24 protein-coding genes and 2 pseudogenes are annotated in these 25,470 nt (G+C 70.8%); 7 read left to right on the forward strand and 19 right to left on the reverse strand.

Going from position 1 to position 25,470, the window contains the following annotated elements; genetic code table 11:
- Positions 1-82 precede the first annotated feature (82 nt).
- From QM699_RS05355 to QM699_RS05370, 4 genes are all read left to right on the forward strand, one after another.
- Positions 83-1,264 carry a multidrug effflux MFS transporter gene (locus tag QM699_RS05355; protein WP_415010147.1) on the forward strand — a complete coding sequence of 394 codons (1,182 nt, stop codon included), beginning with the start codon at positions 83-85 and terminating at the stop codon, positions 1,262-1,264.
- 3 nt (positions 1,265-1,267) lie between these two features.
- A complete protein-coding gene (gene prfA / locus QM699_RS05360; protein ID WP_415010148.1) occupies positions 1,268-2,323 on the forward strand; it encodes a peptide chain release factor 1 in 1,056 nt (351 codons plus the stop codon).
- Complete coding sequence (prmC, locus tag QM699_RS05365) at positions 2,320-3,165, forward strand: peptide chain release factor N(5)-glutamine methyltransferase (RefSeq protein WP_415010149.1); 846 nt, start codon at positions 2,320-2,322, stop codon at positions 3,163-3,165. The genes prfA and prmC overlap by 4 nt, the downstream gene beginning before the upstream one ends.
- A gap of 198 nt (positions 3,166-3,363) precedes the next feature.
- Positions 3,364-4,188, forward strand: a complete 825-nt coding sequence (locus QM699_RS05370; protein WP_415010150.1) for a DUF4167 domain-containing protein — start codon at positions 3,364-3,366, stop codon at positions 4,186-4,188.
- Between the two features lie 42 nt (positions 4,189-4,230).
- Here QM699_RS05370 and rsmA read toward each other — a convergent pair whose 3' ends face one another.
- The 6 genes from rsmA to QM699_RS05400 are packed head-to-tail and all read right to left on the reverse strand — an operon-like array spanning position 4,231 to position 11,429.
- Positions 4,231-5,058 (reverse strand): 16S rRNA (adenine(1518)-N(6)/adenine(1519)-N(6))-dimethyltransferase RsmA, encoded by an 828-nt coding sequence (gene rsmA, locus QM699_RS05375; RefSeq protein ID WP_415012703.1) that lies wholly within the window; start codon positions 5,056-5,058, stop codon positions 4,231-4,233.
- Between the two features lie 25 nt (positions 5,059-5,083).
- Entirely contained in the window at positions 5,084-6,100 is a 1,017-nt protein-coding gene (gene pdxA / locus QM699_RS05380; protein WP_415010151.1) for a 4-hydroxythreonine-4-phosphate dehydrogenase PdxA, read from the reverse strand.
- Positions 6,097-7,035, reverse strand: coding sequence for a peptidylprolyl isomerase (locus QM699_RS05385; protein WP_415010152.1), 939 nt, complete (start codon positions 7,033-7,035; stop codon positions 6,097-6,099). The genes pdxA and QM699_RS05385 overlap by 4 nt, the downstream gene beginning before the upstream one ends.
- Before the next feature lie 19 nt (positions 7,036-7,054).
- Positions 7,055-9,220 (reverse strand): LPS-assembly protein LptD, encoded by a 2,166-nt coding sequence (locus tag QM699_RS05390; protein ID WP_415010153.1) that lies wholly within the window; start codon positions 9,218-9,220, stop codon positions 7,055-7,057.
- 2 nt (positions 9,221-9,222) lie between these two features.
- Positions 9,223-10,317 (reverse strand): LPS export ABC transporter permease LptG, encoded by a 1,095-nt coding sequence (lptG, locus tag QM699_RS05395; RefSeq protein ID WP_415010154.1) that lies wholly within the window; start codon positions 10,315-10,317, stop codon positions 9,223-9,225.
- The gene (locus tag QM699_RS05400) at positions 10,314-11,429 is read right to left on the reverse strand and encodes an LptF/LptG family permease (RefSeq protein ID WP_415010155.1); all 1,116 of its coding nucleotides are present in this window, start codon (positions 11,427-11,429) and stop codon (positions 10,314-10,316) included. Before QM699_RS05400 ends, lptG begins: the two co-directional genes overlap by 4 nt.
- A gap of 120 nt (positions 11,430-11,549) precedes the next feature.
- Between QM699_RS05400 and QM699_RS05405 the strand changes: the two genes are divergently transcribed.
- Positions 11,550-13,028 (forward strand): leucyl aminopeptidase, encoded by a 1,479-nt coding sequence (locus QM699_RS05405; RefSeq protein WP_415010156.1) that lies wholly within the window; start codon positions 11,550-11,552, stop codon positions 13,026-13,028.
- Between the two features lie 5 nt (positions 13,029-13,033).
- The gene (locus QM699_RS05410; RefSeq protein ID WP_415010157.1) at positions 13,034-13,486 is read left to right on the forward strand and encodes a DNA polymerase III subunit chi; all 453 of its coding nucleotides are present in this window, start codon (positions 13,034-13,036) and stop codon (positions 13,484-13,486) included.
- Positions 13,487-13,622: 136 nt separating this feature from the next.
- On the opposite strand, the gene QM699_RS05415 is transcribed toward QM699_RS05410, so the two are convergent.
- From QM699_RS05415 to QM699_RS05425, 3 genes are read right to left on the reverse strand one after another with little or no spacing between them, the layout of a single operon-like run.
- The gene (locus QM699_RS05415) at positions 13,623-14,207 is read right to left on the reverse strand and encodes a TIGR02281 family clan AA aspartic protease (protein WP_415010158.1); all 585 of its coding nucleotides are present in this window, start codon (positions 14,205-14,207) and stop codon (positions 13,623-13,625) included.
- Positions 14,208-14,243: 36 nt separating this feature from the next.
- The gene (locus QM699_RS05420; RefSeq protein WP_415010159.1) at positions 14,244-14,861 is read right to left on the reverse strand and encodes a MarC family protein; all 618 of its coding nucleotides are present in this window, start codon (positions 14,859-14,861) and stop codon (positions 14,244-14,246) included.
- A 13-nt stretch (positions 14,862-14,874) separates the two neighbouring features.
- Complete coding sequence (locus tag QM699_RS05425; protein ID WP_415010160.1) at positions 14,875-16,734, reverse strand: ABC-F family ATP-binding cassette domain-containing protein; 1,860 nt, start codon at positions 16,732-16,734, stop codon at positions 14,875-14,877.
- Positions 16,735-17,011: 277 nt separating this feature from the next.
- Here QM699_RS05425 and gap point away from each other — a divergent pair, with 277 nt between their 5' ends.
- The gene (gene gap / locus QM699_RS05430) at positions 17,012-18,013 is read left to right on the forward strand and encodes a type I glyceraldehyde-3-phosphate dehydrogenase (RefSeq protein ID WP_415010161.1); all 1,002 of its coding nucleotides are present in this window, start codon (positions 17,012-17,014) and stop codon (positions 18,011-18,013) included.
- Between the two features lie 119 nt (positions 18,014-18,132).
- On the opposite strand, the gene QM699_RS05435 is transcribed toward gap, so the two are convergent.
- The 10 genes and pseudogenes from QM699_RS05435 to QM699_RS05480 all read right to left on the reverse strand — a co-directional run bounded on the left by QM699_RS05435 (position 18,133) and on the right by QM699_RS05480 (position 25,433).
- On the reverse strand, positions 18,133-18,399 hold the full coding sequence (locus QM699_RS05435; protein WP_415010162.1) for a M10 family metallopeptidase C-terminal domain-containing protein: 267 nt from the start codon (positions 18,397-18,399) through the stop codon (positions 18,133-18,135).
- A gap of 44 nt (positions 18,400-18,443) precedes the next feature.
- A pseudogene (locus QM699_RS05440) lies at positions 18,444-19,136 on the reverse strand (calcium-binding protein); the annotation flags it as partial.
- A gap of 76 nt (positions 19,137-19,212) precedes the next feature.
- Positions 19,213-19,722, reverse strand: a complete 510-nt coding sequence (gene rimM, locus QM699_RS05445) for a ribosome maturation factor RimM (RefSeq protein WP_415010163.1) — start codon at positions 19,720-19,722, stop codon at positions 19,213-19,215.
- Positions 19,723-19,750: 28 nt separating this feature from the next.
- Positions 19,751-20,116 (reverse strand): 30S ribosomal protein S16, encoded by a 366-nt coding sequence (gene rpsP, locus QM699_RS05450; protein ID WP_415010164.1) that lies wholly within the window; start codon positions 20,114-20,116, stop codon positions 19,751-19,753.
- Positions 20,117-20,119: 3 nt separating this feature from the next.
- Positions 20,120-20,452: a chorismate mutase gene (locus QM699_RS05455; RefSeq protein ID WP_415010165.1), complete on the reverse strand. Its 333-nt coding sequence runs from the start codon at positions 20,450-20,452 to the stop codon at positions 20,120-20,122.
- Positions 20,449-21,924 (reverse strand): signal recognition particle protein, encoded by a 1,476-nt coding sequence (gene ffh / locus QM699_RS05460; protein ID WP_415010166.1) that lies wholly within the window; start codon positions 21,922-21,924, stop codon positions 20,449-20,451. The genes QM699_RS05455 and ffh overlap by 4 nt, the downstream gene beginning before the upstream one ends.
- 174 nt (positions 21,925-22,098) lie before the next feature.
- The gene (locus tag QM699_RS05465) at positions 22,099-22,281 is read right to left on the reverse strand and encodes a hypothetical protein (protein WP_415010167.1); all 183 of its coding nucleotides are present in this window, start codon (positions 22,279-22,281) and stop codon (positions 22,099-22,101) included.
- Between the two features lie 162 nt (positions 22,282-22,443).
- Positions 22,444-22,927: pseudogene (locus QM699_RS05470) on the reverse strand (RNA pyrophosphohydrolase).
- A gap of 8 nt (positions 22,928-22,935) precedes the next feature.
- Positions 22,936-24,297 carry a S41 family peptidase gene (locus tag QM699_RS05475; protein ID WP_415010168.1) on the reverse strand — a complete coding sequence of 454 codons (1,362 nt, stop codon included), beginning with the start codon at positions 24,295-24,297 and terminating at the stop codon, positions 22,936-22,938.
- Positions 24,298-24,311: 14 nt separating this feature from the next.
- A complete protein-coding gene (locus QM699_RS05480; RefSeq protein ID WP_415010169.1) occupies positions 24,312-25,433 on the reverse strand; it encodes a murein hydrolase activator EnvC family protein in 1,122 nt (373 codons plus the stop codon).
- Positions 25,434-25,470 lie beyond the last annotated feature (37 nt).

Raw genomic sequence — 25,470 nt, forward strand, 5'->3', positions numbered from 1 at the left:
ACATCGCACCGCCTTTCGGGCATAAGCCGGCGCGCGCCGCGCCGGGCGCCTGCCCCGGGTGCCCTGCCAGAGGACTGAACCCATGTTCCGCATCGCGCTGGTGATCGGCTTGCTCGGCGCCGTCGGGCCGTTCGCGATCGACATGTACCTGCCGGCGCTGCCCAAGGTCGCCGCCGACCTCGGCGCCATCCCGCAGGCGACGCAGGCGACGCTCTCGGTGTTCTTCGCCGCCTTCGGCATCAGCCAGCTCGCCTACGGCCCGCTCTCCGACCAGTTCGGCCGCAAGCCGCCGCTCTACGTCGGGCTGGTGATCTTCCTCGCGGGCACTGTCGCCTGTGCCTTCGCGCCCACGATCGGTGCGCTCGTCGCCGCGCGGCTGGTGCAGGGGCTCGGCGCCGCGGTGGGGATGGTCATCCCGCGGGCGATCATCCGCGACCTGCACACCGGCCCCGCCGCCACCCGCCTGATGGCGACGGTGATGCTCGTCATCTCGGTCTCGCCGATGCTCGCGCCGCTCGCGGGCAGCGGCGTGATGGCGGTCGCCGGCTGGCGCGCGATCTTCGGCGTCCTCGGGCTCGCCGCCGCGCTCAGCCTCGTGCTGACCGCGTTCGCGCTGGAAGAAACCCTGCCGCCCGGGCGGCGCGTGCCGGCCCGCCCGCGCCAGCTCGCCGCCGGCACCCTTCGCCTGCTGCGCGACCCGCAGTTCCTCGGCCTCACCTTCATCGGCGGCTTCGGCATGGCGAGCTTCTTCGTGTTCATCGCCAGCGCCTCGTTCGTCTACACCGAGCAGTTCGGCCTCTCGCCCACCGGCTTCAGCATCGCCTTCGCGCTCAACGCCATCGGCTTCTTCGCCGCGACCCAGGCCGCCGCCTCGCTCGGCGAGCGCTACGGCATGGGCCGTGTGGTCCGCCTCGCCGTCACGGCCTTCGCCATCACGGCCTGCCTGCTCGTGCTGCTCGTCGTTGCCGGCTTCGACAGCCTGCCGGTCATCGTCGCCATGCTCTTCGTCGCCAACGCCTTCCTCGGCCTCGTCATCCCCACCGTCGCGGTGATGGCGCTCGACCCGCATCCCGACATTGCCGGCCTCGCGTCGTCGCTCGGCGGCACGCTGCAGATGCTGACGGGCGGCCTGATGATCGCCGCTGCCGGGCCGTTCTTCGACGGGACGGCGCTGCCCATGGTCGCCGCGATCGCCACGGCCGGCGTGCTTGCCTGCCTGACCGCGCTCGCCACCTTCCGGCGCCTCCCGGCACGGACGGCCTGAGCCATGGTCCCGGCAGAAAAGCTCGACCAGATCCGCGCCCGCTTCGAGTTCCTCGAGGCCCGCATGGCCGACGGCGCCGCCGCGGGCGATCTCGCCGCGCTCGGGCGCGAGTATGCCGAGCTGCGGCCGGTGGTGGAGGCGATCGGGCACTATCGCGCGCTTGCCGCCGAGCGCGACGAGGTGGAGCGGCTGCGCGCCGACCCGGAGATGCGCGAGCTTGCCGACGAGGAGGCCGCTCGCCTCGCCGCCGAACTGCCGGAGGCCGAGCACGCGGTACAGCTCGCGCTGCTGCCGAAGGACGCGGCCGATGAGCGCTCTGCGATCCTCGAGATCCGCGCCGGCACCGGCGGCGAGGAGGCGGCGCTCTTTGCCGCCGACCTCGCCCGCATGTACCAGCGCCTCGCCGAGGCGCGCGGCTGGCGCTTCGAGGTGGTCGAGGCGGCGCCGACCGAAATTGGCGGCTACCGCGAGCTGGTCGCCGAGGTGAGCGGCAGGGGGGTCTTTGCCGCGCTGAAATTCGAATCCGGCGTCCACCGGGTGCAGCGCGTGCCCGAGACGGAATCCGGTGGCCGGATCCACACCTCCGCCGCCACGGTCGCAGTGCTGCCCGAGGCGGAGGAGGTGGAGATCGACATTCCGGCGTCCGACATCCGCATCGACACCATGCGGTCGTCCGGTGCCGGCGGCCAGCACGTCAACACCACCGATTCCGCCGTGCGCATCACCCACCTGCCGACCGGAATCGTCGTCACCTCCTCGGAAAAGTCGCAGCACCAGAACCGCGCCCGCGCCCTGCAGGTGCTGCGCGCCCGGCTCTACGACCGCGAGCGCGCCAGCGCCGACGCGGCCCGCGCGGCGGCCCGCAAGGGGCAGGTGGGGTCGGGCGACCGTTCGGAGCGGATCCGCACTTACAACTTCCCGCAGGGCCGCATCACCGACCACCGCATCGGCCTGACGCTCTACAAGCTCGATCAGGTGATGCAGGGCGACCTCGGCGAGGTGATCTCGGCGCTCGCGCTCGCGGATCAGGCCGCGCGGCTGGCCGAGCTCGATCCGTGACGGAGGCCACCGTTCGCGCCGCACTCTCCGCCGGGGCGGCGCGCCTCGCGGCGGCCGGTGTCCCGGACCCGGCGCGGGACGCCCGCCGGCTGATGGCGGCGGCGCTCGGCGTTGCGCCCGACCGGCTGACGCTTCTCGCCGGCGACCCCATGACGACCGGCGCGGCGGAGGTGTTTGCCCGGATGCTCGGGGAGCGCGAACGCCGCCGGCCGGTCGCGCAGATCGTCGGCCGCCGATCGTTCTGGGGGCGAGAGTTCACCGTCACCGCCGCCGTCCTCGATCCCCGCCCGGAAACCGAGGCGCTGGTCGAGTTCGCGCTGGCGGGCGGCCCCGCCGCGCGCCTCCTCGACATCGGCACAGGAAGCGGCGCCATCCTGCTGACATTGCTTGCCGAATGGCCGGAGGCCGCCGGCGTCGGCACCGACATCGACCCCGCCGCCCTGGCGGTCGCGGCCACCAACGCCGGGCGCCTCGGCGTCGCGGCGCGCGCCCGCCTCTTGGCGACGAGCTGGGCCGACGGCATCGGTGGGCGCTTCGATCTCGTGGTCTCCAATCCGCCCTACATCGCCGCGGCCGAGGTCGAGGCACTCGCGCCCGACGTGCGTGACTGGGAGCCGCGCCACGCGCTCACCCCCGGCCCGGACGGGCTCGAGAGCTATGCGGCCATCGCCCCGGCGCTCCCCGGCCTGCTGGCGCCGGGCGGGCGCGCGCTCTTCGAGATCGGTCCGACGCAAGCCGCCGCCGTCTCGGCGCTGCTCGCGGGCGCCGGCCTCGCCGGGATTGCGGTCCATCCGGATCTCGACGGGCGCGACCGGGTGGTCTCGGCCTCGCTGCCCGGTTGAGGCGCGGGTTTTTCGCTTGTGTTTTTCGGCCATTCGCCTATATGTCGATGAGATCCTGCCGCGGGCGTCCGGCGATTACCCACGCTTGGGACGCATGGCGGATCGGATAAGTGCACTGACACATGGGGACGTTTGCCGGCTGCCGCAGGGGCGGTCAGTCTCTTCCCCCCAAGCCACCAATGGCGGACATCTCACGGCATGAGACCTTCTAACAAGTCGCGGTCGCGCAACAAGACCGGCAACAACGGCAACCATAACAATAATAACAACAATAATAACAACAACAATCAACGCCGTAACAATATGGGCAACATCATCAACCGCGTGTTCGAGAGCGCGGGCCCGGATGGCAAGGTTCGCGGCACGCCGCAGCAGATCATCGACAAGTACCAGGCGCTCGCCCGCGACGCGCAGCTGGCTGGCGACCGGGTTGCCGCGGAAAGCTATCTCCAGCACTCCGAGCACTACAGCCGCATCCTTGGCGAGGCCCAGCGCGCCCAGCAGGAGGCTCGCGCCAGCCAGGAGCGCGACGGTGACCGCGAGGACGGCGGCTTCGAGCAGCGGCGTCAGCCGCAGCAGCAGCAGCCGAACATGGCCTCGGGCCTGACCATGATCGACACCGACGACAGCTTCGACTCCGGCCCGATCGAGACGCCGGAGGGTCGTCGCGGCTATGAGGAGAACGGCTTCCAGCGCCGGGACCGCGAGCCGCGGATGAACGGCCACGCCCAACCCGCCGCCCAGCCGGCGCCGGAGGCCGCTGCGCCGCAGCCTGACTTCGTGCCGACGCCGCCGGCGTTCGAACCCGCGCCGCAGTTCGCCGTCGCAGCGGCTCCCGAGCCGGTCGCCGAACCTGTCCCGGCGTCGGACGCCGCGCCGCAGGAGGAGCTTCAGCTCGCCGAGCCGCAGGCCGAGCCGGTGAAGAAGCCGCGCGCCCGCCGCCGCAAGACCCAGCCGGCGGTCTCCGCGACTGACGACGCGTCCGCGCCGCAGCCGGAGCCGGAGCCCGCCCCGAGCGAGTGACCGGCTCTCCGCGCTCCGGGGCGCGACCCCGGGGCGCGCGCGCTACGCCTGCCGCGCCGCGACCAGTCGCGCCAGGCGGCAGAAGCCCTCCAGCGACACCTGTTCCGCCCGCTCGGTCGGTGCGATCCCGGCGGCGTCGAGCAGCGCCTCGGCCTCGCCCAGCGGCCTGAGGCTCGCTCGCAGCATCTTGCGCCGCTGTCCGAAGGCGAGCGCCACCACCCGGCTCAGCACCGCCGCGTCTGCCGGAAACCGCGGCGCATCCAGCCGCTCGAGATGCACCACCGCGCTCGTCACCTTCGGCGGCGGGGTAAAGGCGCGCGCCGGGATCTCGAAGGCGATCCGCGCTTCCGTCCGCCACTGCGCAAGGATCGACAGCCGCCCATACGCCTTGGACCCGGGCGCCGCCACGATCCGCTCGGCGACCTCGCGCTGGAACATCAGCGTCATGCTCTGCCAGAACGGCGGCCACGCCGCGGGCGTCAGCCAGCGCACCAGCAGCTCGGTGCCGACGTTGTACGGCAGGTTGGCCGCGATCCGGATCGGCGGCGCCAGCCGGGGCAGGGGGTCGACGGCCAGCGCGTCGCCCTCGATCACCTCGAGCCGCCCGGGATAGGCCGCCGCCACTTCCGCCAGCGCCGGCAGGCAGCGGGCGTCGCGCTCGATCGCCACCACCTTGCGCGCCCCCTCGGCCAGCAGCGCGCGGGTCAGCCCGCCGGGCCCCGGCCCGATCTCCAGCACGTCCGAGCCGGCCAGATCGCCGACCCGCCGCGCGATCCGTCCCGTCAGGTTCAGGTCGAGCAGAAAATTCTGGCCCAGCGCCTTCTTCGCCGCCAGCCCGTGCGCCGCGATCACCTCGCGCAGCGGCGGCAGGCCGTCCCCCCGGTCCCGTCCACGCTCACCCCCGCGCCCGTGCGGCCGCCATGTCGTGCGCCATGGCGATCGCGGCAATCAGGCTCGACGGGTTTGCGGCGCCGGTGCCGGCGATGTCATAGGCGGTGCCGTGATCCGGCGACGTCCGCACGAAGTCGAGCCCGAGGGTCACGTTCACCCCGCCGTCGAAGTCCACCGTCTTGATCGGGATCAGCGCCTGGTCGTGGTACATGCAGACCGCCACGTCGTAGCGCGCCCGCGCCGCCGGGTGGAACATGGTGTCCGCCGGCAGCGGTCCGGCGATCGCCATCCCCTCGGCCCGCAGCCGCTCGAGCACCGGCGCGATCACGGTCGCCTCCTCGTGCCCCATCGCGCCGCCTTCGCCCGCGTGCGGGTTGAGCCCGGCCACGGCGATCCGCGGCGAGGCCAGGCCAAAGTCGCGCTGCAGCCCGGCATGCGTCACCCGCAGCGTCTGTTCCAGCAGCGCGGGCGTCAGCGCCGCGGGCACGTCGGCCACGGGAATGTGGATCGTCACCGGCACCACGCGCAGCGCCGGCGCGGCCAGCATCATCACCGGCAGCGGTGCGCCGGACAGGTGCGCGAGAAATTCCGTGTGGCCGGGAAACGCAAAGCCCGCGCCATCCTTCAGCGCCTTCTTGTGGATCGGATTGGTGCAGAGCGCCGCCGCCGCGCCGGATCGCACCAGCTCGACCCCGCGGGCGATGATCGCGATCACCGCCGCGGCGTTCGCCGGATCGGGCCGCCCGGGCTCGGCAAGGGCGGGCAGGGGGTGCGGCAGCACCGGCAGCCCGCTCGCCATCGCCGCCTCGGCGCAATTCGCCGCGTCGATCGCCTGCACGGGCAGGCCGAGCTTCGCGCCGATCCGCCCCATCAGCGCCACGTCACCGATCAGGAAGAACGGCAGCCGCCCGCCCAGCTCCGCCCACGCCTTGAGCGCGATCTCGCCGCCGATGCCCGACGGATCGCCGAGCGTCAGCGCGACCGGCGCCGGCCCCGGGGCTGCGACGGGCCTCCGGCTCATTTCTGCACGATGAGCGCGTCGCCGAGCAGCTCCTGCAGATAGCCCTGGCCGAAGTTGGCGATGCGCTCGCTGAACAGCTGCTTGCGCAGCTGGTCACGCGCCTCCGGGGTGTCGACCGCCTTCGCATCCGGCGGCTCCTGCTTGATCGACAGCAGCTTGATGAGCGCGAGCCCGCCGGAGATCGGCATCGGCCGGGTGGTCTGGCCCGGCCGCAGCAGCAGCACCTGCGAGCGGAAGTCGCTCGGCAGCTGCGAGGCCGAGACCGGCGGCAACGCGCCTCCCTGCTCCGCGGTGCCGCTGCGGCTGTACTGCTGCGCGAGGTCGGCAAAGCTCGCGCCCCGCGAAACCTGCGCGTAAATCTGGTTGGCCAGCGTCACCGTCTCGGCCTCGCTCCGCTCCGCGAAGGGCAGGGCGATCTCGGCCATGTAGAGCATTTCGCGCGGACGCTTCGCCTGCAGTGCCATCGCCTGGTCGAGGTCGGCATCGGTCGGCATCGCCCGCGCCCGGAACCGGCTGCCGAGCACCTCGCGCCACATCAGGCCCGACTGCACGAAGTCGTTCATCGTCTGCTGGTCGATGCCGCGCACCTGCAGCACCTCGGTCACGTCGTCGGCGGTCAGGCCGCGGTTGGTGGCGAACTCCTCGATCCCCGACTGGATCGCGCCCTCGGGCAGTGTGATGCCGATGGCCTTCGCCGCCTGCAGCTTCACCCGGTCCTCGGTCAGCTGCTGGATCGCGGTCTTGCGCAGGTCGCCGTTGGCGCCGAGCGCGTCGAGCAGCTTCATCCTCTGGTCGATATCGTACTCGGTCACGACGCTGGAATTCACCGTGAATGCCGGCGCATAGGGATTCGCCGCCCGGACCGGCGCCGCCAGCGCGGTCACGACGGTGATCGCGAGGGCCGTGAGAACCCGGGCTGCAAGGACCATCCGCATCCGTCACTCCTTCAGGCCGTCAGGTGCCGCGCATGCAGACGCGCGCCGGCCAATTGGTTTCACCGTCGTCGCCGAACCCCGAGAGCTTCAACCCGAAGGCGACGGACGTCGAGGGCGGCAGGTTGTCGGTGTACGTATAGCGGCGCTGGAGCGAAAGGTCGAACTCCGCGCACTCGTTGCCATAGCTGATCCCTGCGCCCGCCCGCAGGTTGGAATGCTCCACCGCGTCATAGCGCCAGAGCCCGCGCACTTCCCAGTTGGGCAGGAAGCGATAGCGCGCGTCGAGCGCAATCTCGCTCGTCTTCGGCTGCGGCCCGATGAAGGGATTCGAGTCGTCTTCCTCGAGATAGACATAGGCCGCCCGCAGGCTGCCCCGGTCGCCGTCGTAGGCGAGCGCGAACTCGTTCCGCACGAAGTCGAGGCTGTCATCGAACAGCGAGCGGTTGACGAGCGTGAGGCCCCAGTCGAATTGCAGCGACACCGCCGCAACATAGTCCGACCACTTCCCGGCGAGGCCGGTCCCCTCGTAGAACTGCGCGTCGCTCTTGGTGGCCCGCATCACCCGCCCGGCGGTCAGTCCGAGCGACCAGCCCGCGGGATCCTGCCGGGTGTAGCTCACCCCGAGGTTGGCGCGAAAGCCGGTCTCCATCCGGTCGGTGCCGGGAAAGCGGTTGAGCGAGAACAGGTTGGTGTCGTCGAACTCGACCAGCTGGCTGTCCTCGTTCGGCACGTCCGTGTCGCCGAACGCGTGGGAATAGATCACCTGCACGATCGGCTCGATGACGTGCTGCGCGCTGCCCGTCGTCTTCATCCACGGCCAGCGCAGCTCGACGGAGCCGGTCGGCACGGCACGGGCGTAGTCCTCCGTGTCGCCGGTGTCGCGCGCGTCCCAGGCGCGATAGGCGGCAAAGTCGAGGCTGCCCACCGCCTCGGCCATCACCCCGCGCCCGATGTTGCCGTCGCGGGTCCAGTCGACGCCGCCGCCGGCGCGGAACATGTTCTGGCCTTCCTCGCGGATGATCCCGAGCGACTCGCCGTCGACGCCGAGCGTGCCGCCGCCGAGCCCGGGCGTGGCGTAGAGCCGGCGGTACGTGACCTCGGGGAAGGCGAAGGGCACCGTGCCCGCGTCCACGTCCTCCGATCCGGCCAGCGCCTGAAAGGCGACGGTGCCGAACGAGATGTACTCGTCGAGCGTCGTGCGGTGGATCGCCGCCGTGCTGGTCAGCCGGTCGGCGTCGGAATAGTCGAACTGCCCGAGATAGCTGTCGTCGCTCGCCCAGTTGAGATCGAAGTCGCCGGTGAACCCGCGCGGCAGCGCGAAGGCGCCCTGCGCCGAGACCGCGCCGCGAATGCCGTCCTCCTCGTCGCTCAGCCCGTCGTCGAAGGCGAGCGAGCCCGCGACGTTGAAGCCGCCGCTGGCGAACCGCTGGCGATACTGTCCCTCCAGGATGCGCGCGCCGCTGCTGGTGACGAACGGCGTTATCGTCATGTCCGCGCTCTGTCCCAGCGTGCGATAGTACGGCACCTTCACGCCAAAGCCGTAGATCTGCGAGGACGACTGGAACTTCGGCAGCAGGAAGCCGCTCGCGCGCGACACCCCCGGCTCGGGAATGCTGGCCCGCGGCAACCAGCCGATCGGCACGCCGAACAGCTCGAAGCGGGCGTTCTGGAAATAGATCCGCTGCGCCGGCTCGTCGCGGATCACCCGTTCCGCCCGGATCGCCCAGGTCGGCGTCGGATCGCCGGCGCAGATCGTGCAGGTGCTCGCCACCGTGCGATAGAGCGTGTCATAGCCGCCCTCGCGCCGCGCCTCCGCCGCCGCGAGCTGCATCTTGCCGGCGATGAGCAACCGCGCGCTCTCGATCAGGCCGTTCTGCAGGTCCGGGCTCATCGTCGCGCTGTCGGCGATCAGCACGCCGCCCTCGGCGTCGGTGAGGAGCAGCCCTTCCGCCTCGATCCGGTCCGCCCGCTGGTCATAGACGATCCGGTCCGCGCGCAGCACCCGACCCTGATAGAGTACCTCGACGTTGCCGCTCGCCGTCAGCCGCTCGCTCTCGCGGTCATAGGTCACCTGATCCGCGACGAGGCTCGCCGGCGGCTCCGGCGCCTGAGCGGCCGACGGGATCCCGGCCGAGAGCACCGCCGCGCCGAGGGCGAGCGCCGGGAGGAGGCGGGTCCTTCGCATCGTCATCCGTCCTCCAGATGCAACAGCAGACTCACCGCAAGCAGGATCGCCGCGAACGGCGGGCTCCAGGCCGCGACGAGGATCGGGATGTCGCCCTGCGCGCCGAGCGACTCGGCGAAGTCCTTGAAGAAGTAGAGCGAGAAACCGGCCAGCACCGCCAGCAGGATCATCACCCCCGTCTGCCCGAACCGTGTCGGCCGCAGCGCGAACGCCGCACCGATCAGCACCATCGCCGCGAACAGCGCCGGCTTCGCCAGTTCGGTCTGCAGGAACAGCCGGTGCTTCAGCCCGGAAAAGCCCGACTCCTCCATCTGCTGGATGAACCGCGGCAGATCCCAGAACCCCACCGTCTCCGGCGGCGCGAAGCTGTCGAGGATCTCGTCGTTGGTCAGCCCCGTCGCGAGGCTCAGCCGGGTGCCCTGCGAGGCGAGGGCAAAGCTGCCGTCGGGCTGCAACGTCCACTCCGTCGCGTTTTCCAGCACCCACGCACCGGGCGTCAGCCGCGCCGCCGGCGCGTCGATCCGCGAATAGAGCGCGCCGTCGCGGTCGAAGCGGTGCATGTGGACACGCGTGAGGATCGACCCGTCGCTGTTGGTGCGCGCCGCCTGGATCACCGTCTGTCCGTCGGGGTCCGCCTGCCGCAGCCAGACGCCCTCGGCGGAGAACGACAGGAGGCTCGACGCAGACGAGCTGAAATCCTCCTCCACCGCCTGTCCGCGCCGGATCGAGGCGGCGACGAAGGGATTGACCGCCGCGACGAAGAAGATCGCCAGTGCCACCGCCGCCAGGACCGGCACGCGCAGCAGCCGCAGCGCCGAGATCCCCGATGCCCGCATCACCACCAGCTCGCTGGTGCGCGCCAGCCCGAGAAAGGTGACGAGGCTCGCGAGCATCAGCACCAGCGGGAACACCTGATAGAGCACCTCCGGCGCCTGCAGCAGGGTGATGACCAGGATATCCCCCGGCGCGGCCCCCGCGTCGCCGTACTTTCGCAGGTTCTCGACCCCGGAGAACAGCACGACGACAAGCGCGATGACCAGGAACACGCCGAGCGTCGCGCGCAGGAACTTGCCCAGGATGTAGCGCCAGAGCGTCATGCCGTGGCGCTCCGCGGCACGCGCGTCCGGCTGAGCCGCAGGGTCAGCACCGCGACGTAGATCGCGCCGAGCGCCGCCGGCAGGTATATGAGCGGCCAGAGCGACGGCGCCGACGGCACCCGGCCGCGGGCCACGAACAGCAGCACGACGAGCAGCGTCCCCACGCCGACCGCGACGACCACCCGCCGGCCGAAGCCGCTGCGCCGGAACCCGCCGGCCAGCAGCGTCACCAGCGCGATCAGCGGATTGATCATCGCCAGCAGCGGCATGGCGAGCTTGTAGTGCCCCTCCGTCAGGTAGTCGCCGAGCGAATACCGCCCGCCGGACAGCATCTCTGGCGTCGGGTCGAGGAGCTTGCGCACCGAATACTCCGACGGCCGCTTCACCCGCGAGCCCTGCTCCTTCAGCAGGTCGCTCAGGTCGAACACGAACTGGTCGAAGCGCACCGAGGTGAGCTGGGTCGGCGTCGACCCGGGCGCCAGCGCCACGCCTTCGAGCATCACGAGCCGCGCCTCGTCCCCCTCGCGCAGGAGCAGGGCCTTCTTGGCCGAGTACGTCACCGGCCGCGCCGGATCGCGCTGGTCGTTGAGGAAGATCCCCGCCATCTCGCCGGTCCGGCCGGTGTCGGTGATGAACAGCGTCAGACCGTCGGCGGGGTGCAGGAACTGCCGTTCGACGATCAGCGCATTCGCGAGGTCCGAGCGGATCGCCTGCGTCCGCTCGGACAGGATCGCGCTCGACCGCGGCACCAGCACCGTCATCACCAGCAGCATCGCGAGCCCGATCATCAGCCCGAAGATCGCCACCGGCTTCAGCATCGCCGGCGGGCCGTAGCCCGCGCCCATCATCACCACCAGCTCGCTGTCGGTGTGCAGGCGGTTGAGCGCATAGAGCGACGCCCCCATTCCCGACAGCGGCAGCACGATGACGAACACCTGCGGCAGCACCAGCGTCGAGAACTCGAGGAACACCCTGGCGCCCTGGCCCGAGGCGATCACCGTGTCGACGAGGCGCACCGCCTGAGTCAACCAGATCACGCCGGTGAACACCAGCACGAAGAACCCGAGCGCGCCGACGAGCGCCTGGACGATGTAGCGATCGAGCCGCTTCACGCTGCCTTCAAGCCCCTCTGGTCGCGGTCTCGCGCCGCCTGCTTCGGGTCGCCCGGCGTCTGGCCAAGGGGCCGGAAAGCCGGTAGGCCTCACCCGTCCCGCACCTTAACGGAGCCGATCGTGACCGCGCCACTCCAAACCACCTTTGTCACCACGGCCCCCGACAATTATGCCACACTCGCCGGCCGTCTCGCGGTGATCGTCGACGGCGCGACGCCGCTCGATCCGCTGATCCGCAAGCTGAACCGTGCCATGGGCGGGGCGATCCTGCGGCTGGTCGAGAGCCCGGAGTTCGGCCGCGCCAAGGCCGGCAGCGGCCACGCGCTCGCCTTCCCCGCGGGCGTGGCCGCCGAGGCGGTGCTGGTGGTGAAGCTGCCGCGCAAGCCGACGCCCTCGGACGCGCGGCGGGCCGGCGCGGCGATCGCCCAGTTCAACGCCACCGCTCCGCTCACCGTCGTCGCCGGTCGACAGGCCCGCGTCGCCGAGATCGCCCTCGGCCTCGCGCTCAAGGCCTACGCCTTCGACGCCTACCGCAAGGCCGAGCCCGACGCGCCCGTGCCCAACCGCGCGGTGCGCTTCGAGGTCAGGGACCCGGACGCCGCCACCGCCGACTACGCCCCCTTCGCCGCGCAGGCCGAGGGCGTCTTCCTGACCCGCGACCTGGTCAGCGAGCCGGCGAACGTGCTCACCACCAGCGAATTCGCCGCGCGCCTCGAGGCGCTGCGCGAGATCGGCGTCGAGGTCGAGGTGCTGGACGAGCCCGAGCTGGAGCGGCTCGGCATGCGCACGCTGCTCGCGGTCGGGCAGGGGTCGGCAAGCCCGAGCAAGGTCGTCGTCCTGCAGTGGAAGGGCGGCGACGCCGCCACCGCGCCCTTCGCCCTCGTCGGCAAGGGCGTGGTCTTCGACACCGGCGGCATCTCGATCAAGCCGGCCGCCGGCATGGAAGAGATGACGATGGACATGGGCGGCGCGGGCGTCGTCGCGGGCGTGATGAAGACCCTCGCGCTGCGCAAGGCGCCGGCCAACGTCGTCGGCCTCGTCGGCCTCGTCGAGAACATGCCGAGCGGCACCGCCACCCGTCCCGGCGATGTCGTGCGCTCGATGAAGGGCGACACGGTCGAGATCATCAACACCGACGCCGAGGGCCGTCTCGTACTCGCGGACGTGCTCTGGTACGCGCAGGAGCGCTTCAAGCCCACCGGCATCGTCGACCTCGCGACGCTCACCGGCGCCATCATCATCGCCCTCGGGCACGAGATGGCCGGCGTCTTCGCCAACGACGACACCCTCGCCGACGCCTTCCTCGCCGCGGCACGCGCCGAGGACGAAGGCGCGTGGCGCATGCCGCTCGGCCCCGCCTACGACAAGGCGCTGAAGAGCCGCATCGCCGACATGGCGAACGTCGGTGGCCGGCCGGCCGGCTCGATCACCGCGGCGCAGTTCCTGCAGCGGTTCATCGCCGACGGCACGCCGTGGATCCACCTCGACATCGCCGGCGTCGCCTACGTCTCCAAGGACACCGAGACGGCGCCGAAGGGGGCGACCGGCTGGGGCGTGCGCGCGCTCGACCGGCTGATCCGGGACCGCTGCGAGGGCTGAGGCAGATGGCGGAGGTGCTGTTCTACCACCTGACCGCCAGCCCGCTCGAGGCGACGCTCCCCGACCTGCTGGAGCGCTCGCTCGCGCGCGGCTGGCGCGTCGTCGTGCGCGTCGGCTCGGACGCCGCGCTCGGCGCCCTCGACGCCAGCCTCTGGACCTACCGCGACGACGCCTTCCTGCCGCACGGCACCGCCGCCCTCGGCCACGGCCCGGCACAACCCGTTTGGCTCACCACCGGCGACGACGTGCCGAACCGGGCCGACGTGCTGATGCTCGTCGACGGCGCCCGCGCCACGCCGGCCGAGATGGGCCGCTTCGCGCGCACCTGCCTGCTCTTCGACGGCACCGACGAGCGCGCCGTCGAGACCGCCCGGGCGGACTGGCGCGCCGTCAAGGCCGCCGCCCTGCCGGCAAAATACTGGGCGCAGGAACAAGGCCGCTGGACGCAGAAGGCCTGACAGCCGCGCATCTCTCCCGGTGCTTTTTCTTGGCGAAAAATACTCCCGCCGGAGGCTCCCGAACCAGAAGCCGCTCCCGCCGCAACCACCCGCGCCGAACGGCCGGGACGCGGCCCGGACGCGAGGTCCGTCGCTCTCACGGCACCAGCCGCATCACGTCCCCGACGATCTCCACCTTCGCGAACCGATCGAGCCCGGCCATCCCGAGCAGCGACGTGTCGAGCCCGCCCGCGCTGACGCTCGCCCGCATCCCGGTCTCGCTCAATCCCCCGAGCTTCACCTCGCCGAGCCGCACCGTCGCGGTCGCCACCGTGCCGTTCGCCGTCTGCGCCCGCCCGAGGAACTGCAGCGCGTCGACGTCGATCCCCACCCGCTCCGCATCCTTCCGGCTCAGGACGATCTCGCTCGCCCCGGTGTCGACCATGAACCGCACCGGCACGCCGTTCACCTCCATCCGCGCATGGAAATGCCCGTCCGACGCCCGGCGCAGCTCGATCGCCCCGCTGTCGCTCACCGCCATTTCCGCCGGCATGAGCTCGCGCGTCAGCGCGTCGCGAAAGCCGTAGACGATCACCGCCAGTGCAAAGATCAGCACCCAGACCAGCAGGTCGCGCATCCGCCGGCCCAGATTGCGCCCGCGCCAGAACAAGCCGCCCGCGACGAACACCAGCAGGCAGACGAGATAGAGCACCCGCATCGTGGTATCGGGATCCCACGTCACCGCAGCCCCCTCGCGGCAGCCCTCACGGCGCCCCCCTCACGACGCGACAAATCCATAGTCGCGCAGTCCGTCCAGCACGAACTGCACCGACAGCGCCGCAAGCAGGATGCCGAACAGCCGGGTCAATACCACGATCCCGGTGTGCCCGAGCAGCCGCTCGATCAGGTGGCTCGACCGGAACAGCGCGTAGGTGACGGCCAGAACCGCCACCAGCACCGCGCCGATCCCCACCATCGTCGCGACCCTCCCGGAATACTGCGCCCCGAGCAGGATCATCGTGGTCAGCGCGCCCGGTCCTGCGATCAGCGGCATTGCCAGCGGAAACACCGAAGGATCGGCCGGCGTCTCGTCGACCGTCCGCTCCCGCCGGTCGCTCCGCCGCTCGAACAGCATGTCGAGCGCCGTCAGGAACAGCAGCAGCCCGCCGGAGATGCGGAACGCCGGGATCGAGATCCCGATCGCCGTCAGCAGCCGCTCGCCGAACAGCCCGAACGTCGCGAGGATCACGAAGCCGATGAACAGCGCCCGCAGCCCGACACGGTTGCGCGCCTCCCGGGTCATCCCCCGGGTCAGGGCGATGAAGATCGGCGCCAGCCCGATCGGGTCGATGATGACGAACAGCGTCACGAACGCGGTGACGAAGATCTCCGTCATGCCGCCCGCCTCCTCATGTTCCGGCCGCCTCCAGCCGCTCCAGCGCCGCCATCCACAGGGCTTCGGCCCGCTCCAGCCCGGCCTCGACCTCGGCGCGCTTCTTCTGCAGCGCCTCGATCGCGTCCTGATCGCCGCGGGCATAGATCAGCGGGTTCGCCAGCCGCCCGTCGATCTCGTCGCGCATCTCCTCGAGCTTTGCGACCCGCGCCTCGCACTTCGCGACCTCGGCCTTCAGCGGTGCCACCTCCGAGCGGGGCAGGGCGCGTGCCCGCGGCTTCTCCTCCCGTCGCTCCTCCCGCCGGGGCGTCCCGCCGCGCTCCGACAGCAGCAGCCGGCGATAGGCGTCCATGTCGTCGTCGAACGCCCGGATGCGTCCGTCCTTCACCAGCCACAACCGCTCGGCCACCAGCTCGACCAGATGCGGGTCATGGCTCACCAGCATCACCGCGCCGCCGTATTCGGTCAGTCCTTCGACCAGCGCATCCCGGCTCTCGATGTCGAGGTGGTTGGTCGGCTCGTCGAGGATGATGAGGTGCGGCGCGTCGAGCGTGGCGAGCAGCAGCGCCAGCCGCGACTTCTGCCCGCCCGACAGCCGCCCGACCTCGGTTGTCGCGATCTCCGCCCCGATCCCGCCCGACGCCAGCCGCGCCCGGAGTTTGCCCGGGTTCTCCTCCGGCCGCCGCGCCTGCAGGTGCTGCAGCGGCGTCTCGTTGAGCGTCAGCTCGTCCACCTGATGCTGCGCGAAATACCCGACGCGCAGTTTCGAGGAGGCGAGCTTGCGCCCGCTCATCGGCGCCAGCCGGTCGGCGAGCAGCTTGACGAACGTCGACTTGCCCTGACCGTTCTGCCCCAGCAGCGCGATGCGGTCGTCCTGGTCGATCCGAAGGTCGAGGTGGCTCAGCACCGTCCGCCCGCCGTAGCCGACGCTCGCGTCCTCGAGCCGGATGATCGGCGGCGACAGCTCCTCCGGCGTGGGGAAGTTGAACCCCGTCACGCTGTCCTCGACCACCGCCGCGATCGGCTTCATCCGCTCCAGCGCCTTGATGCGGCTCTGTGCCTGCCGCGCCTTCGAGGCCTTGGCGCGAAACCGGTCGACGAAGCTCTGCATGTGCTCGCGCGCGGCGTCCTGCTTGCGCTTCTCAGAGATCTGCTGTTCCAGCCGCGCCCGCCGGGTGTCCTCGAACGTGTCGTAGGGGCCCTGGTAGAGCGTCAGCTTCTGCCGCTCGAGATGCAGGATCGCCCCCACCGATCGGTTCAGCAGATCCCGGTCGTGACTGATGACCAGCACCGTGTGCGGATAGCGCGCGAGGAAGGTCTCGAGCCAGATCGCGCCCTCGAGGTCGAGATAGTTCGTCGGCTCGTCGAGCAGCAGCACGTCCGGCCGCGAGAACAGCACGGCGGCCAGCGCCACCCGCATCCGCCAGCCGCCGGAGAACTCGGCGCAGGTCCGCGCCTGCGCCGCCGCGTCGAACCCGAGCCCCGCCAGGATCGACGATGCCCGCGCCTCGGCCGAATGTGCGTCGATGTCCGCGAGCCGCGCGTGGATCTCGCCGATCCGGTGCGCGTCCGTCGCGGTCTCGGCCTCGTCGAGCAGCGCCGCGCGCTCCTCGTCGGCGGCCAGCACCGTGTCGACGAGACTGACCGCGCTCGCCGGCGCCTCCTGCGCCACGCCGCCGATGCGCGCGCGCTTCGGCACCTCGATCTCGCCGGAGTCGAGCGCCAGCTCGCCGCGGATCAGCCGGAACAGCGTGGTCTTGCCGCTGCCGTTGCGGCCGACGAATCCGACCTTGTGCCCGGCGGGGATCAGCGCCGAGGCGTCATCGAAGAGCTTCCGGCCTTCGAGGGTGAAGCTGAGGTTCCGTAGTGAAAGCATGCGCCCGATGTGGCCCGGCCCCGGAGGCTTGTCAATCGACCGTCCGGACGGTTCCTCAGGCGTCGCGCCGCCCGCCCCTCCAATAGTCGGCCGCACGTGTCCAGTGGCTTGCAGGGATGCGCGCGGGCCTGTATCCGGGGCCGGCCGCCCCGGCCGGGTTCCTGGAGTTCCCGGCGCCGCGGCACGCACGGCAGTCGCCGGCGCGTGAAAACGAGGCGGGTCGGCGCGGCGCCGTCCGCCGGACGCTCGGCTCAGGCTGACACGAGGGGAAGAACGCATGGCCGTCAAGGTTGCTATCAACGGGTTCGGGCGGATCGGGCGCAACGTGCTGCGCGCCATCATCGAATCCGGCCGCACCGACATCGAGGTGGTCGCCATCAACGACCTCGGCCCGGTCGAGACCAACGCCCACCTGATCCGCTACGACTCGGTGCACGGCCGGTTCCCCGGCACCGTGACCGTCTCGGGTGACTCGATCGACGTCGGCCGCGGCCCGATCAAGGTCACGGCCCTGCGCAATCCCGCGGAACTGCCGTGGGGCGACGTCGACATCGCGCTCGAATGCACCGGCATCTTCACCGACCGCGAGAAGGCCAAGATCCATCTGGAGAACGGCTCGAAGCGCGTGATCGTGTCGGCCCCCTCGGGCGGCGCCGACAAGACGATCGTCTACGGCGTGAACCACGGCTCGCTCACCAAGGACGATCGCGTCATCTCCAACGCGTCCTGCACCACCAACTGCCTCGCGCCGGTCGCCTACGTCCTCAACAAGGCCGTCGGCATCGACAAGGGCTTCATGACCACGATCCACAGCTACACGGGCGACCAGCCGACGCTCGACACGCTGCACAAGGACCTCTACCGCGCCCGCGCCGCCGCGCTGTCGATGATCCCGACCACCACCGGCGCCGCCAAGGCCGTGGGCCTCGTCCTGCCCGAGCTGAACGGCAAGCTCGACGGCGTGTCGATCCGCGTGCCCACCCCGAACGTGTCGGTCGTCGACTTCAAGTTCATCGCCAAGAAGGCGACGAGCGTCGCGGAGATCAATGCCGCGATCAAGGAAGCCGCCAACGGCGAGCTGAAGGGCGTGCTCGGCTTCACCGAGGAGCCGCTGGTCAGCCACGACTTCAACCACGACCCGCATTCGTCGGTGTTCCACATGGACCAGACCAAGGTCATGGACGGCACCCTCGTCCGCGTCATGTCGTGGTACGACAACGAGTGGGGTTTCTCGAACCGCATGGCCGACACCTCGGTCGCCTTCGGCAAGCTCATCTGACACGCGCGTCCGCATGTCCAAACCGGGGAGGGGATGCGCCGCATCCCGCTCCCCGGCGCAACGTCGCGCCACCGGAGTTCTGGTGACGCGGAGTGGTTTCCGGGCGCCGGCAGAGAACCTCAGAGGATCAGGTCGCGCGGGTGCAGCACGTCGACGTCGGCGACGTCGATGGCAAAGTCGACGCGGCGGTCGCCGTTGATATCGCCGATGGTCGTCACGCCGTCCGCCGTCACGCCATAGCGCAACGCGCCCGACGACCCGTCGAAGCCGCGGGCGACGAGGAAGTGAAACGCCTGGTTGCCGGCCGCGGACGTGTTCGCGTCGATGCCCGAGAGGTCGATGCGGTCGCGGTCCGCCGACGAGAAGTCCGCGATGGTGTCGCGCATCGCCGCCGCGACGCGGGAGCGCGGAAGCTGAAGATATCCGCGCCCTCGCCGCCGACAAGGGCGTCGCCGCCGAGGCCGCCGGTCAGCCGGTCGTTGCCGACGAGCCCTTGCAGCGTGTCCGCGCCGGCCAGCCCGGACAGCACGTCGTTGCCGTCGAAGCCGCGCAGCACGTTGCGCCCTCCGTCACCGTCCAGTACGTCGGCGAAGTTGCTGCCCCAGACCCGTTCAAAGTTGTGGATCTCGTCGCTTTGCGCGTCGCCCCCGAAGGTGGCGCCAGAGGAGAGGTCCACCTGCACGCCCAGGTCGGACGTGCGATAGTCCAGAGTGTCCGTGCCCGTCTCTCCGTCCATCCGGTCGCCGCCGGCCCCGCCGCGGATCAGGTCGTTGCCGGTCCTGCCGAAAAGGACATTGAACGCGCCGTTGCCGAGCAGGGCGTCATCGTATCCGCTGCCCGTGACGTTCTCGATGGAGATGTAGGTGTCGCCCGCGGCTATTCCGCCGGTGCCGCGCCCACCCGTCAGGTCGACGGTGACGCTGGCGGTGGAAAAGATATACTGCACTTCGTCCTCTCCGACACCACCGTTTATGATGTCGGGCAAGGCGCCGCCGTACAGGAGGTCGTCGCCGGTGTATCCATCTATTATGTTTCGCTCGTATACGAACGAGTAATTCGCGGTGTCGGCGCCAGACGTACCCGTATAGGTTGCCAAGATCGTTTTCTTCCAAAAGTTGAGCATGTCAAAACGCGCGGGTATTCCTGCCCGACGGTAACATGATCCAGGGAGAAAAAATCGGGTGCCGTCGCGGCGGTAGCTATTCCGCGGTCTCGGACGGGGGATCGACGACCAGCCGGCCGCCGGCGAGATCGACGGTCGGCACGGCGGCGCGGGTAAAGGGCACCAGCAGCTCGGCCGCGCCGGGACGCGCGACCTCGAGGATGTCGCCCGCGCCGTGGTCGAGCACGGCGCGCACCCGACCGATCTCGGCCCCGCCGGTGTCGAACACCGCAAGGCCGATCAGGTCGGCGTGATAGAACTCGTCGTCCTCCAGCGGCGGCAGCCGGTCGCGCGGCGCATAGAGCCGCAGCCCCTTCAGCGCCTCGGCCTGCTCCCGGGTCAGGACGCCGCTGAGCCGCGCCGCGAAGGCACCCGGGATCGGCCGGAGCAGCCGCACGCCAAAGCTGCGGCCGTCCTCCGTCACCAGCGGCGCATAGGAGGCAATCGCCGCCGGCTCGGCGCAGAACGACTTGAGCCGCACCTCGCCGTGCACGCCGAATGCGCCGGCGAGCGCGCCGACGCAGGTGTGGTTCGCAGGCTCCGCCATGAGCGGCCCGGCCTCGCTCGGGCGACCTTTACTCGGCGGCCGGGGCTTCGGCGGCCTTCGCGGCCTTGTCGGCCTTTTCCTTCGCGCGGGCGACGGCGGCCTTGCCCGGCTCACCCGACTTCGGGTTGGAGCGGACCTTCTTCTCCACGACGCCGGCCGCCTCGAGGAAGCGCGCCACGCGGTCGGTCGCCTGGGCGCCCTGGCCGAGCCAGTACTGCGCGCGCTCGACGTCGAGCTTCACGCGGTTCTCGTTGTCCTTGGCGAGCAGCGGGTCATAGGTGCCGAGCTTCTCGATGAAGCGGCCGTCGCGCGGGCTGCGCGAGTCGGCGGCGACGATCGAGTAGTGCGGACGCTTCTTGGACCCGCCGCGGGCGAGCCGGATCTTCATGGCCATTGGTCAGTCTCCTTGCGAATTGTTCTCGAGATGCCGCTCGTGATGGCGGATCACCTCGGAGATGATGAAGTTCAGGAACTTGCGCGCGAAGGCGGGATCGAGATCCGCCTCCTCCGCGAGCCGTTCCAGGCGCGCGATCTGCACCGACTCGCGCGCGGGGTCGGAAGGGGGCAGGCCGTGCTGCGCCTTGAGGACGCCGACGGCCTGGGTGTGCTTGAAGCGCTCGGCGAGCGTGAAGACGAGGATCGCATCGAGCCGGTCGATCGACTCGCGATGGCCGCGCAGCAGGTCGGCGGCGCGGCGGATGTCGTCGCCGCGGGAACTGGCCTCGGTCATTTCTTCTTCCCCAGCCCGGACAGGCCCGGCGGCAGCGCAAGCCCGGGGCCGCCGGCGCCGGGCAGACCGGGCATGCCGCCCGGCATCGGCGGCAGGCCGGCGCCCATGCCGCCGCCGCCACCGCGGCCGAGCATCGCGCCGAGGCCGCCGCGCAGCAGGCTCTTCTTCGACATGCCGCCCATTTTCTTCATAACGTCGGCCATCTGCCGGTGCATCTTCAGGAGCTTGTTCAGCTCCGAGACTTCGAGCCCCGCGCCCGCCGCGATGCGCTTCTTGCGGCTGGCCTGCAGCAGGTCGGGAGAGCGGCGCTCCTTCTTCGTCATCGAGTCGATGAGCGCGATCTGCCGGCGCAGCATCCGGTCGTCGATGCCGGCCTCGTCCATCTGCTTCTGCATCTTGCCCATGCCTGGGAGCATGCCCATCATCCCCTGCATGCCGCCCATCTTCTGCATCTGCTCGAGCTGCGCCTTCAGGTCGTTCATGTTGAACTGACCCTTCTGGAAGCGCTTCATCATCCGCTCGGCGGCCTCGGCCTCCAGCGTCTCCTGCGCCTTCTCGACCAGCGCGACGATGTCGCCCATGCCGAGGATCCGCCCCGCGATGCGGTCGGGGTGGAATTCCTCGAGTGCGTCCATCTTCTCGCCGAGGCCGACGAACCGGATCGGCTTGCCGGTGACGGCGCGCATGGAGAGCGCCGCACCGCCGCGGCCGTCGCCGTCCATGCGGGTGAGGATGACGCCGGTGACGCCCACGCGGCCGTCGAACTGCTCGGCGACGTTCACTGCGTCCTGTCCGGTCAGGCCGTCGACGACCAGCAGCGTCTCGCGCGGCTTTGCCACGTCGCGGACGGCGGCGACCTCGGCCATCAGCTCGTCGTCGATGTGCAGCCGGCCCGCGGTGTCGAGCATCACCACGTCATAGCCGCCGAGCGCCGCCTGCTGCTTCGCGCGGCGGGCGATGTCGACGGCGGACTGGCCGGGCACGATCGGCAGGCTGTCGACGCCGACCTGCAGCGCGAGGATGGCGAGCTGCTCCATCGCCGCCGGGCGACGGGTGTCGAGCGAGGCGAGCAGGATGCGCTTGCCCTCGCGTTCTTTCAGGCGCTTGGCGAGCTTTGCCGTCGTCGTGGTCTTGCCCGAGCCCTGCAGGCCGACCATCAGGATCGGGGCAGGGGGCGAGTCGATCTTCAGCTCGCCCGCCGGCCCGTCGCCCTTCAGCATGTCGACGAGCGCGTCGTGGACGATCTTCACCACCTGCTGCCCGGGGGTGATCGACTTCGTCACCGCCTGGCCGCGCGCCTTGTCGGCCACCGACTTCACGAAGTCCCGCGCCACCGGCAGCGACACGTCGGCCTCGAGCAGCGCCACGCGCACCTCGCGCAGCGCGACCGATATGTCTTCGTCGCTCAGCGCGCCCTGCCGGGTGAGCTTGTCGAAGACGCCGGACAGCCGGCCGCTCAGGGTCTCGAACATGGGCGGGTGCCCTCTCGTCAAGCGGGGATCGCGCCGGTGGGCGCAACGCGCTGACCGACGGCGATCCTGCGAAAAGCCAGGACCGGAGGACACGGGGGCTCTCCGGAGATGTGGCCCGCATAAGCGAAGCGGGCCGCGGGGTCAAGGCCAGCGAGCGTCCGCTTGTTGCGGCGTCTACTTGCTGCGGCGGCTGCGCGAGCTGGACTTGGCGGCGGGGAGCTTCGGGAACATTGCCTCGGTCATCGCCTTGGCGAACGCCTTCTGCTGCCGCGCGGCTTCGGCCGACCAGAACGACCGGGCCGGGCCCGCCGCCTTGTTCGCCGCACTCAGCCACATGCTCATCCAGGGATTCTTCATCGGGCTCTCCTCTGCTGCGATGCAGCATAGCGGGGGTTGGCCCGCCATTCCAGCTTCATGCTCCCAACGCCGGAGACGCGCTTTCGTCCCGGCATGGGGCGCAGATGGCGGAAAAGAACGGCTTGCGGGCGAGCGCGCTTCGCTCGCCCGGCGGCCATGGCCTCAGAGCCGCTCGCGGAACGCCTCCAGCACCGCGGCATAGACCGCCCGCTTGAACGGCACGATCCGCTCGACCAGCGAGGAGGGCGGCACCCAGGCCCATTCCCGGAACTCGGGGTGCTCGGTCTCGATGACGATGTCGCTGTCCTGTCCGAGGAAGCGCATCAGGAACCAGCGCTGCTCCTGCCCGCGAAACCGGCCCTTCCAGAGCTTCGGCACCAGCTCGGCCGGCAGTTCGTAGCGCACCGGATCCGGCGCCTCGGCCAGCACCTCGACCAGATGCGCCGGCACGCCGGTCTCTTCCCGGAAGCTCGCGCAGCGCCGCGTCGCGCGGCGCCTCGCCCGGGTCCACACCCCCCTGCGGCATCTGCCAGGCGGGCTCCGGGTTGTCGAGCCGCTGTCCGGCGAAGACCAGCCCCGCCGGATTGAGCAGCATCACCCCGACGCACGGCCGGTAGGGCAGGGCGGCGATCTCCGCCTCGGTCATCCGCCGGCTCAGTTCGCGCTCTCCTTCGCGTCGGGGCTTTCCGACGCGAGGTAGGACATGCCGCGCAGGATATCGATCGCATAGCTCAGCTGATAGTCCTCGGCGCGGAGCTTCGCGGTCTCTTCCTTGTGCTTGCGGTCCTCCTCGAGGATCTTCTTCTCGTCCGGCGTCAGGCTGTCGTTCTCCAGCGAGCCGCGCAGGTCGGCCTCGGAGCGGATCTGCACCTGCGGCTGTTCGCCCTGCGCCTGGGCGGCATCCTCCGGGGTGTGCTGCTCGACGATGATGTCGGGCGCGACGCCGAGCGCCTGGATCGACCGGCCGGACGGCGTGTAGTAGCGCGCGGTGGTGAGCCGGATCGCGCCCTCGCCCTCGATCGGCATGATCGTCTGCACCGAGCCCTTGCCGAAGGTCTGGGTGCCGATGATGACGGCGCGGTGGTGATCCTTGAGCGCGCCGGCGACGATCTCCGATGCGCTGGCCGAGCCGCCGTTCACCACCACCGCCATCGGCTTGCCGTTGGTCAGGTCGCCCGGCGTGGCGTTGTAGCGCTCGCTGTCGCGCGGGTCGCGGCCACGGGTCGAGACGATCTCGCCGGAGTCGAGGAAGGCGTCGACCACGGAAATCGCCTGGTTCAGCAGGCCGCCGGGGTTGTTGCGCAGGTCGAGCACCACGCCCGTCACCTTGTCGAGGCCGCCGACCTTCTCGAGGTCTTCCTTGAAGTGCTTCTCGAGATCCGGGAACGTCTGCTCGTTGAAGGTCTTCAGCCGCAGGACGATCACCCCGTCCTCCACGCGCGACTCGACCGGCGAGATGGTGATCGTCTCGCGCTTCAGCTTCACGTCGAACGGGTCGGGCGTGCCCTGGCGCGAGATGGTGATGGTGATCTCCGAGCCCACCGGCCCGCGCATCATGTCAACCGCCTCGTTGAGGGTCAGGCCCTGCACGCTCTCGCCGTTCACCTGCACGATCAGGTCGCCCGGCTGGATGCCGGCCTCGTCCGCGGGCGTGCCCTCGATCGGCGACACGACCTTGACGATGCCGTTCTCCTGCGTGACCTCGATGCCGAGGCCGCCGAACTCGCCCTTGGTCTGGACGCGCATGTCGTCGAAGTCGTCGGGCGGCATGTAGCTCGAATGCGGGTCGAGGTGGCTGAGCATGCCGTTGATCGCCGCCTCGATCAGCGTCTTGTCGTCCACCGGCTCGACATAGGAGGTGCGGATGCGCTCGAAGATGTCGCCGAACAGGTCGAGTTCCTCGTAGACGGACTTGTCCTTGTCCGCCTCCTGCGCCAGCAACGGGCCGGCGAGCTGGGTGCTTGCCAGCGCCCCGATCGCTGCGCCACCGAGGCCGGCCATCCAGATCTTCTTCATCGAGCGTTCTCTTCCTATCCGTTGTCCTTGGCGAAGAGGGGTTCCGGATCAATCGGACCCCGGTCGCGTCGGATTTCTATATACAAGGTTTCGCCCGTGTCGGCGCCAGTCTCGGACTCAGGTTGCATCACATATTCTTCAGCGTCGGGCGATCTTCCGCCGAGCACCCCGAGCAGTTCGCCCCGCCGCACCGCCGCGCCCGTTTCCACCCGGAGCTGCGCGAGGCCCGCGAGGACGATCATCGTCTCCGGGTCGGGCTCGAGCACGACCACATAGCCGTACTCGAGGAACGGCCCGGCATAGCGCACCACCGCGTCGGCGGGCGCGCTCACCAGCGCGAACGGAGTCGCGGTCAGCACCACGCCCGGGTGGCGCACCCGCGCGGCGTCGGGCTCGTTGAAGTGGCGCAGCACCGCGCCGTCCACCGGCCAGGCGTAGGGAGTGGTCGCCGGTGCGCCGGCCGGCGGCGGAGCTGTGCCGGCGCTCTTCGCCAGCGCAGAGGCGAGTTCGGAGAGCGTGGCGCTGTCCCGGGCGAGCAGCGTCGCGGTCGGGCTGTCGGGCCCCGGCTCGCCCGGCGCCGCGCGGGTCATCGCCTCGGACAGCCGGGACTGCGCCGCCGTCAGGGTCGCGAGCCCCGCCTGCAGGCTGGTCTCGCCGGCGATCCGCAGCTTGCGTGCCGCCTGCAGCCCGGCAAGTTCCGCATCGAGCTTTGCCGCCTGCGCCTGCAGCGCCGGGGTGAGGCGCGCCATCATCGCCCCGGCCTGCGCGGCGCCGACCGGCCCGAGCGGATGCATCGCCTGCGCCGGCTGCGGCGTGCGGCTCATCGCCTCGAGCGCGGCGAGCAGGCGCGAAATCTCCTGCCGCCGGTCAGAGAGGTCGACGCCGATCGCCTGCTCCCGCTCCGCCGCCTCGGCGACGCCGCCGCGCAGCACGCCGAGCGCCGCGTCGTAGGCCTCGATCGCCCGACCGAGGCCCGCGAGCTGGTCCGGCGCGCTCGTTGCCGCATCGAGCGCGGTGCCGGCGGCAGCGATGCGCTCCGACGCTTCCGAAATGCGCGCAGCTGCGGCGGCGAGCGGGTCCGCCGGCTCCGCCGCCGCGGTCTGTGCCGAGGCCGGACCCGCCGCGACACCGGCCAACGTGCAGGCCAGCGCGCAGGCCAGCGCCAGCGCCGCC

Source organism: Amaricoccus sp. (assembly GCF_047602525.1).
Taxonomy (GTDB): Bacteria; Pseudomonadota; Alphaproteobacteria; order Rhodobacterales; family Rhodobacteraceae; genus Amaricoccus.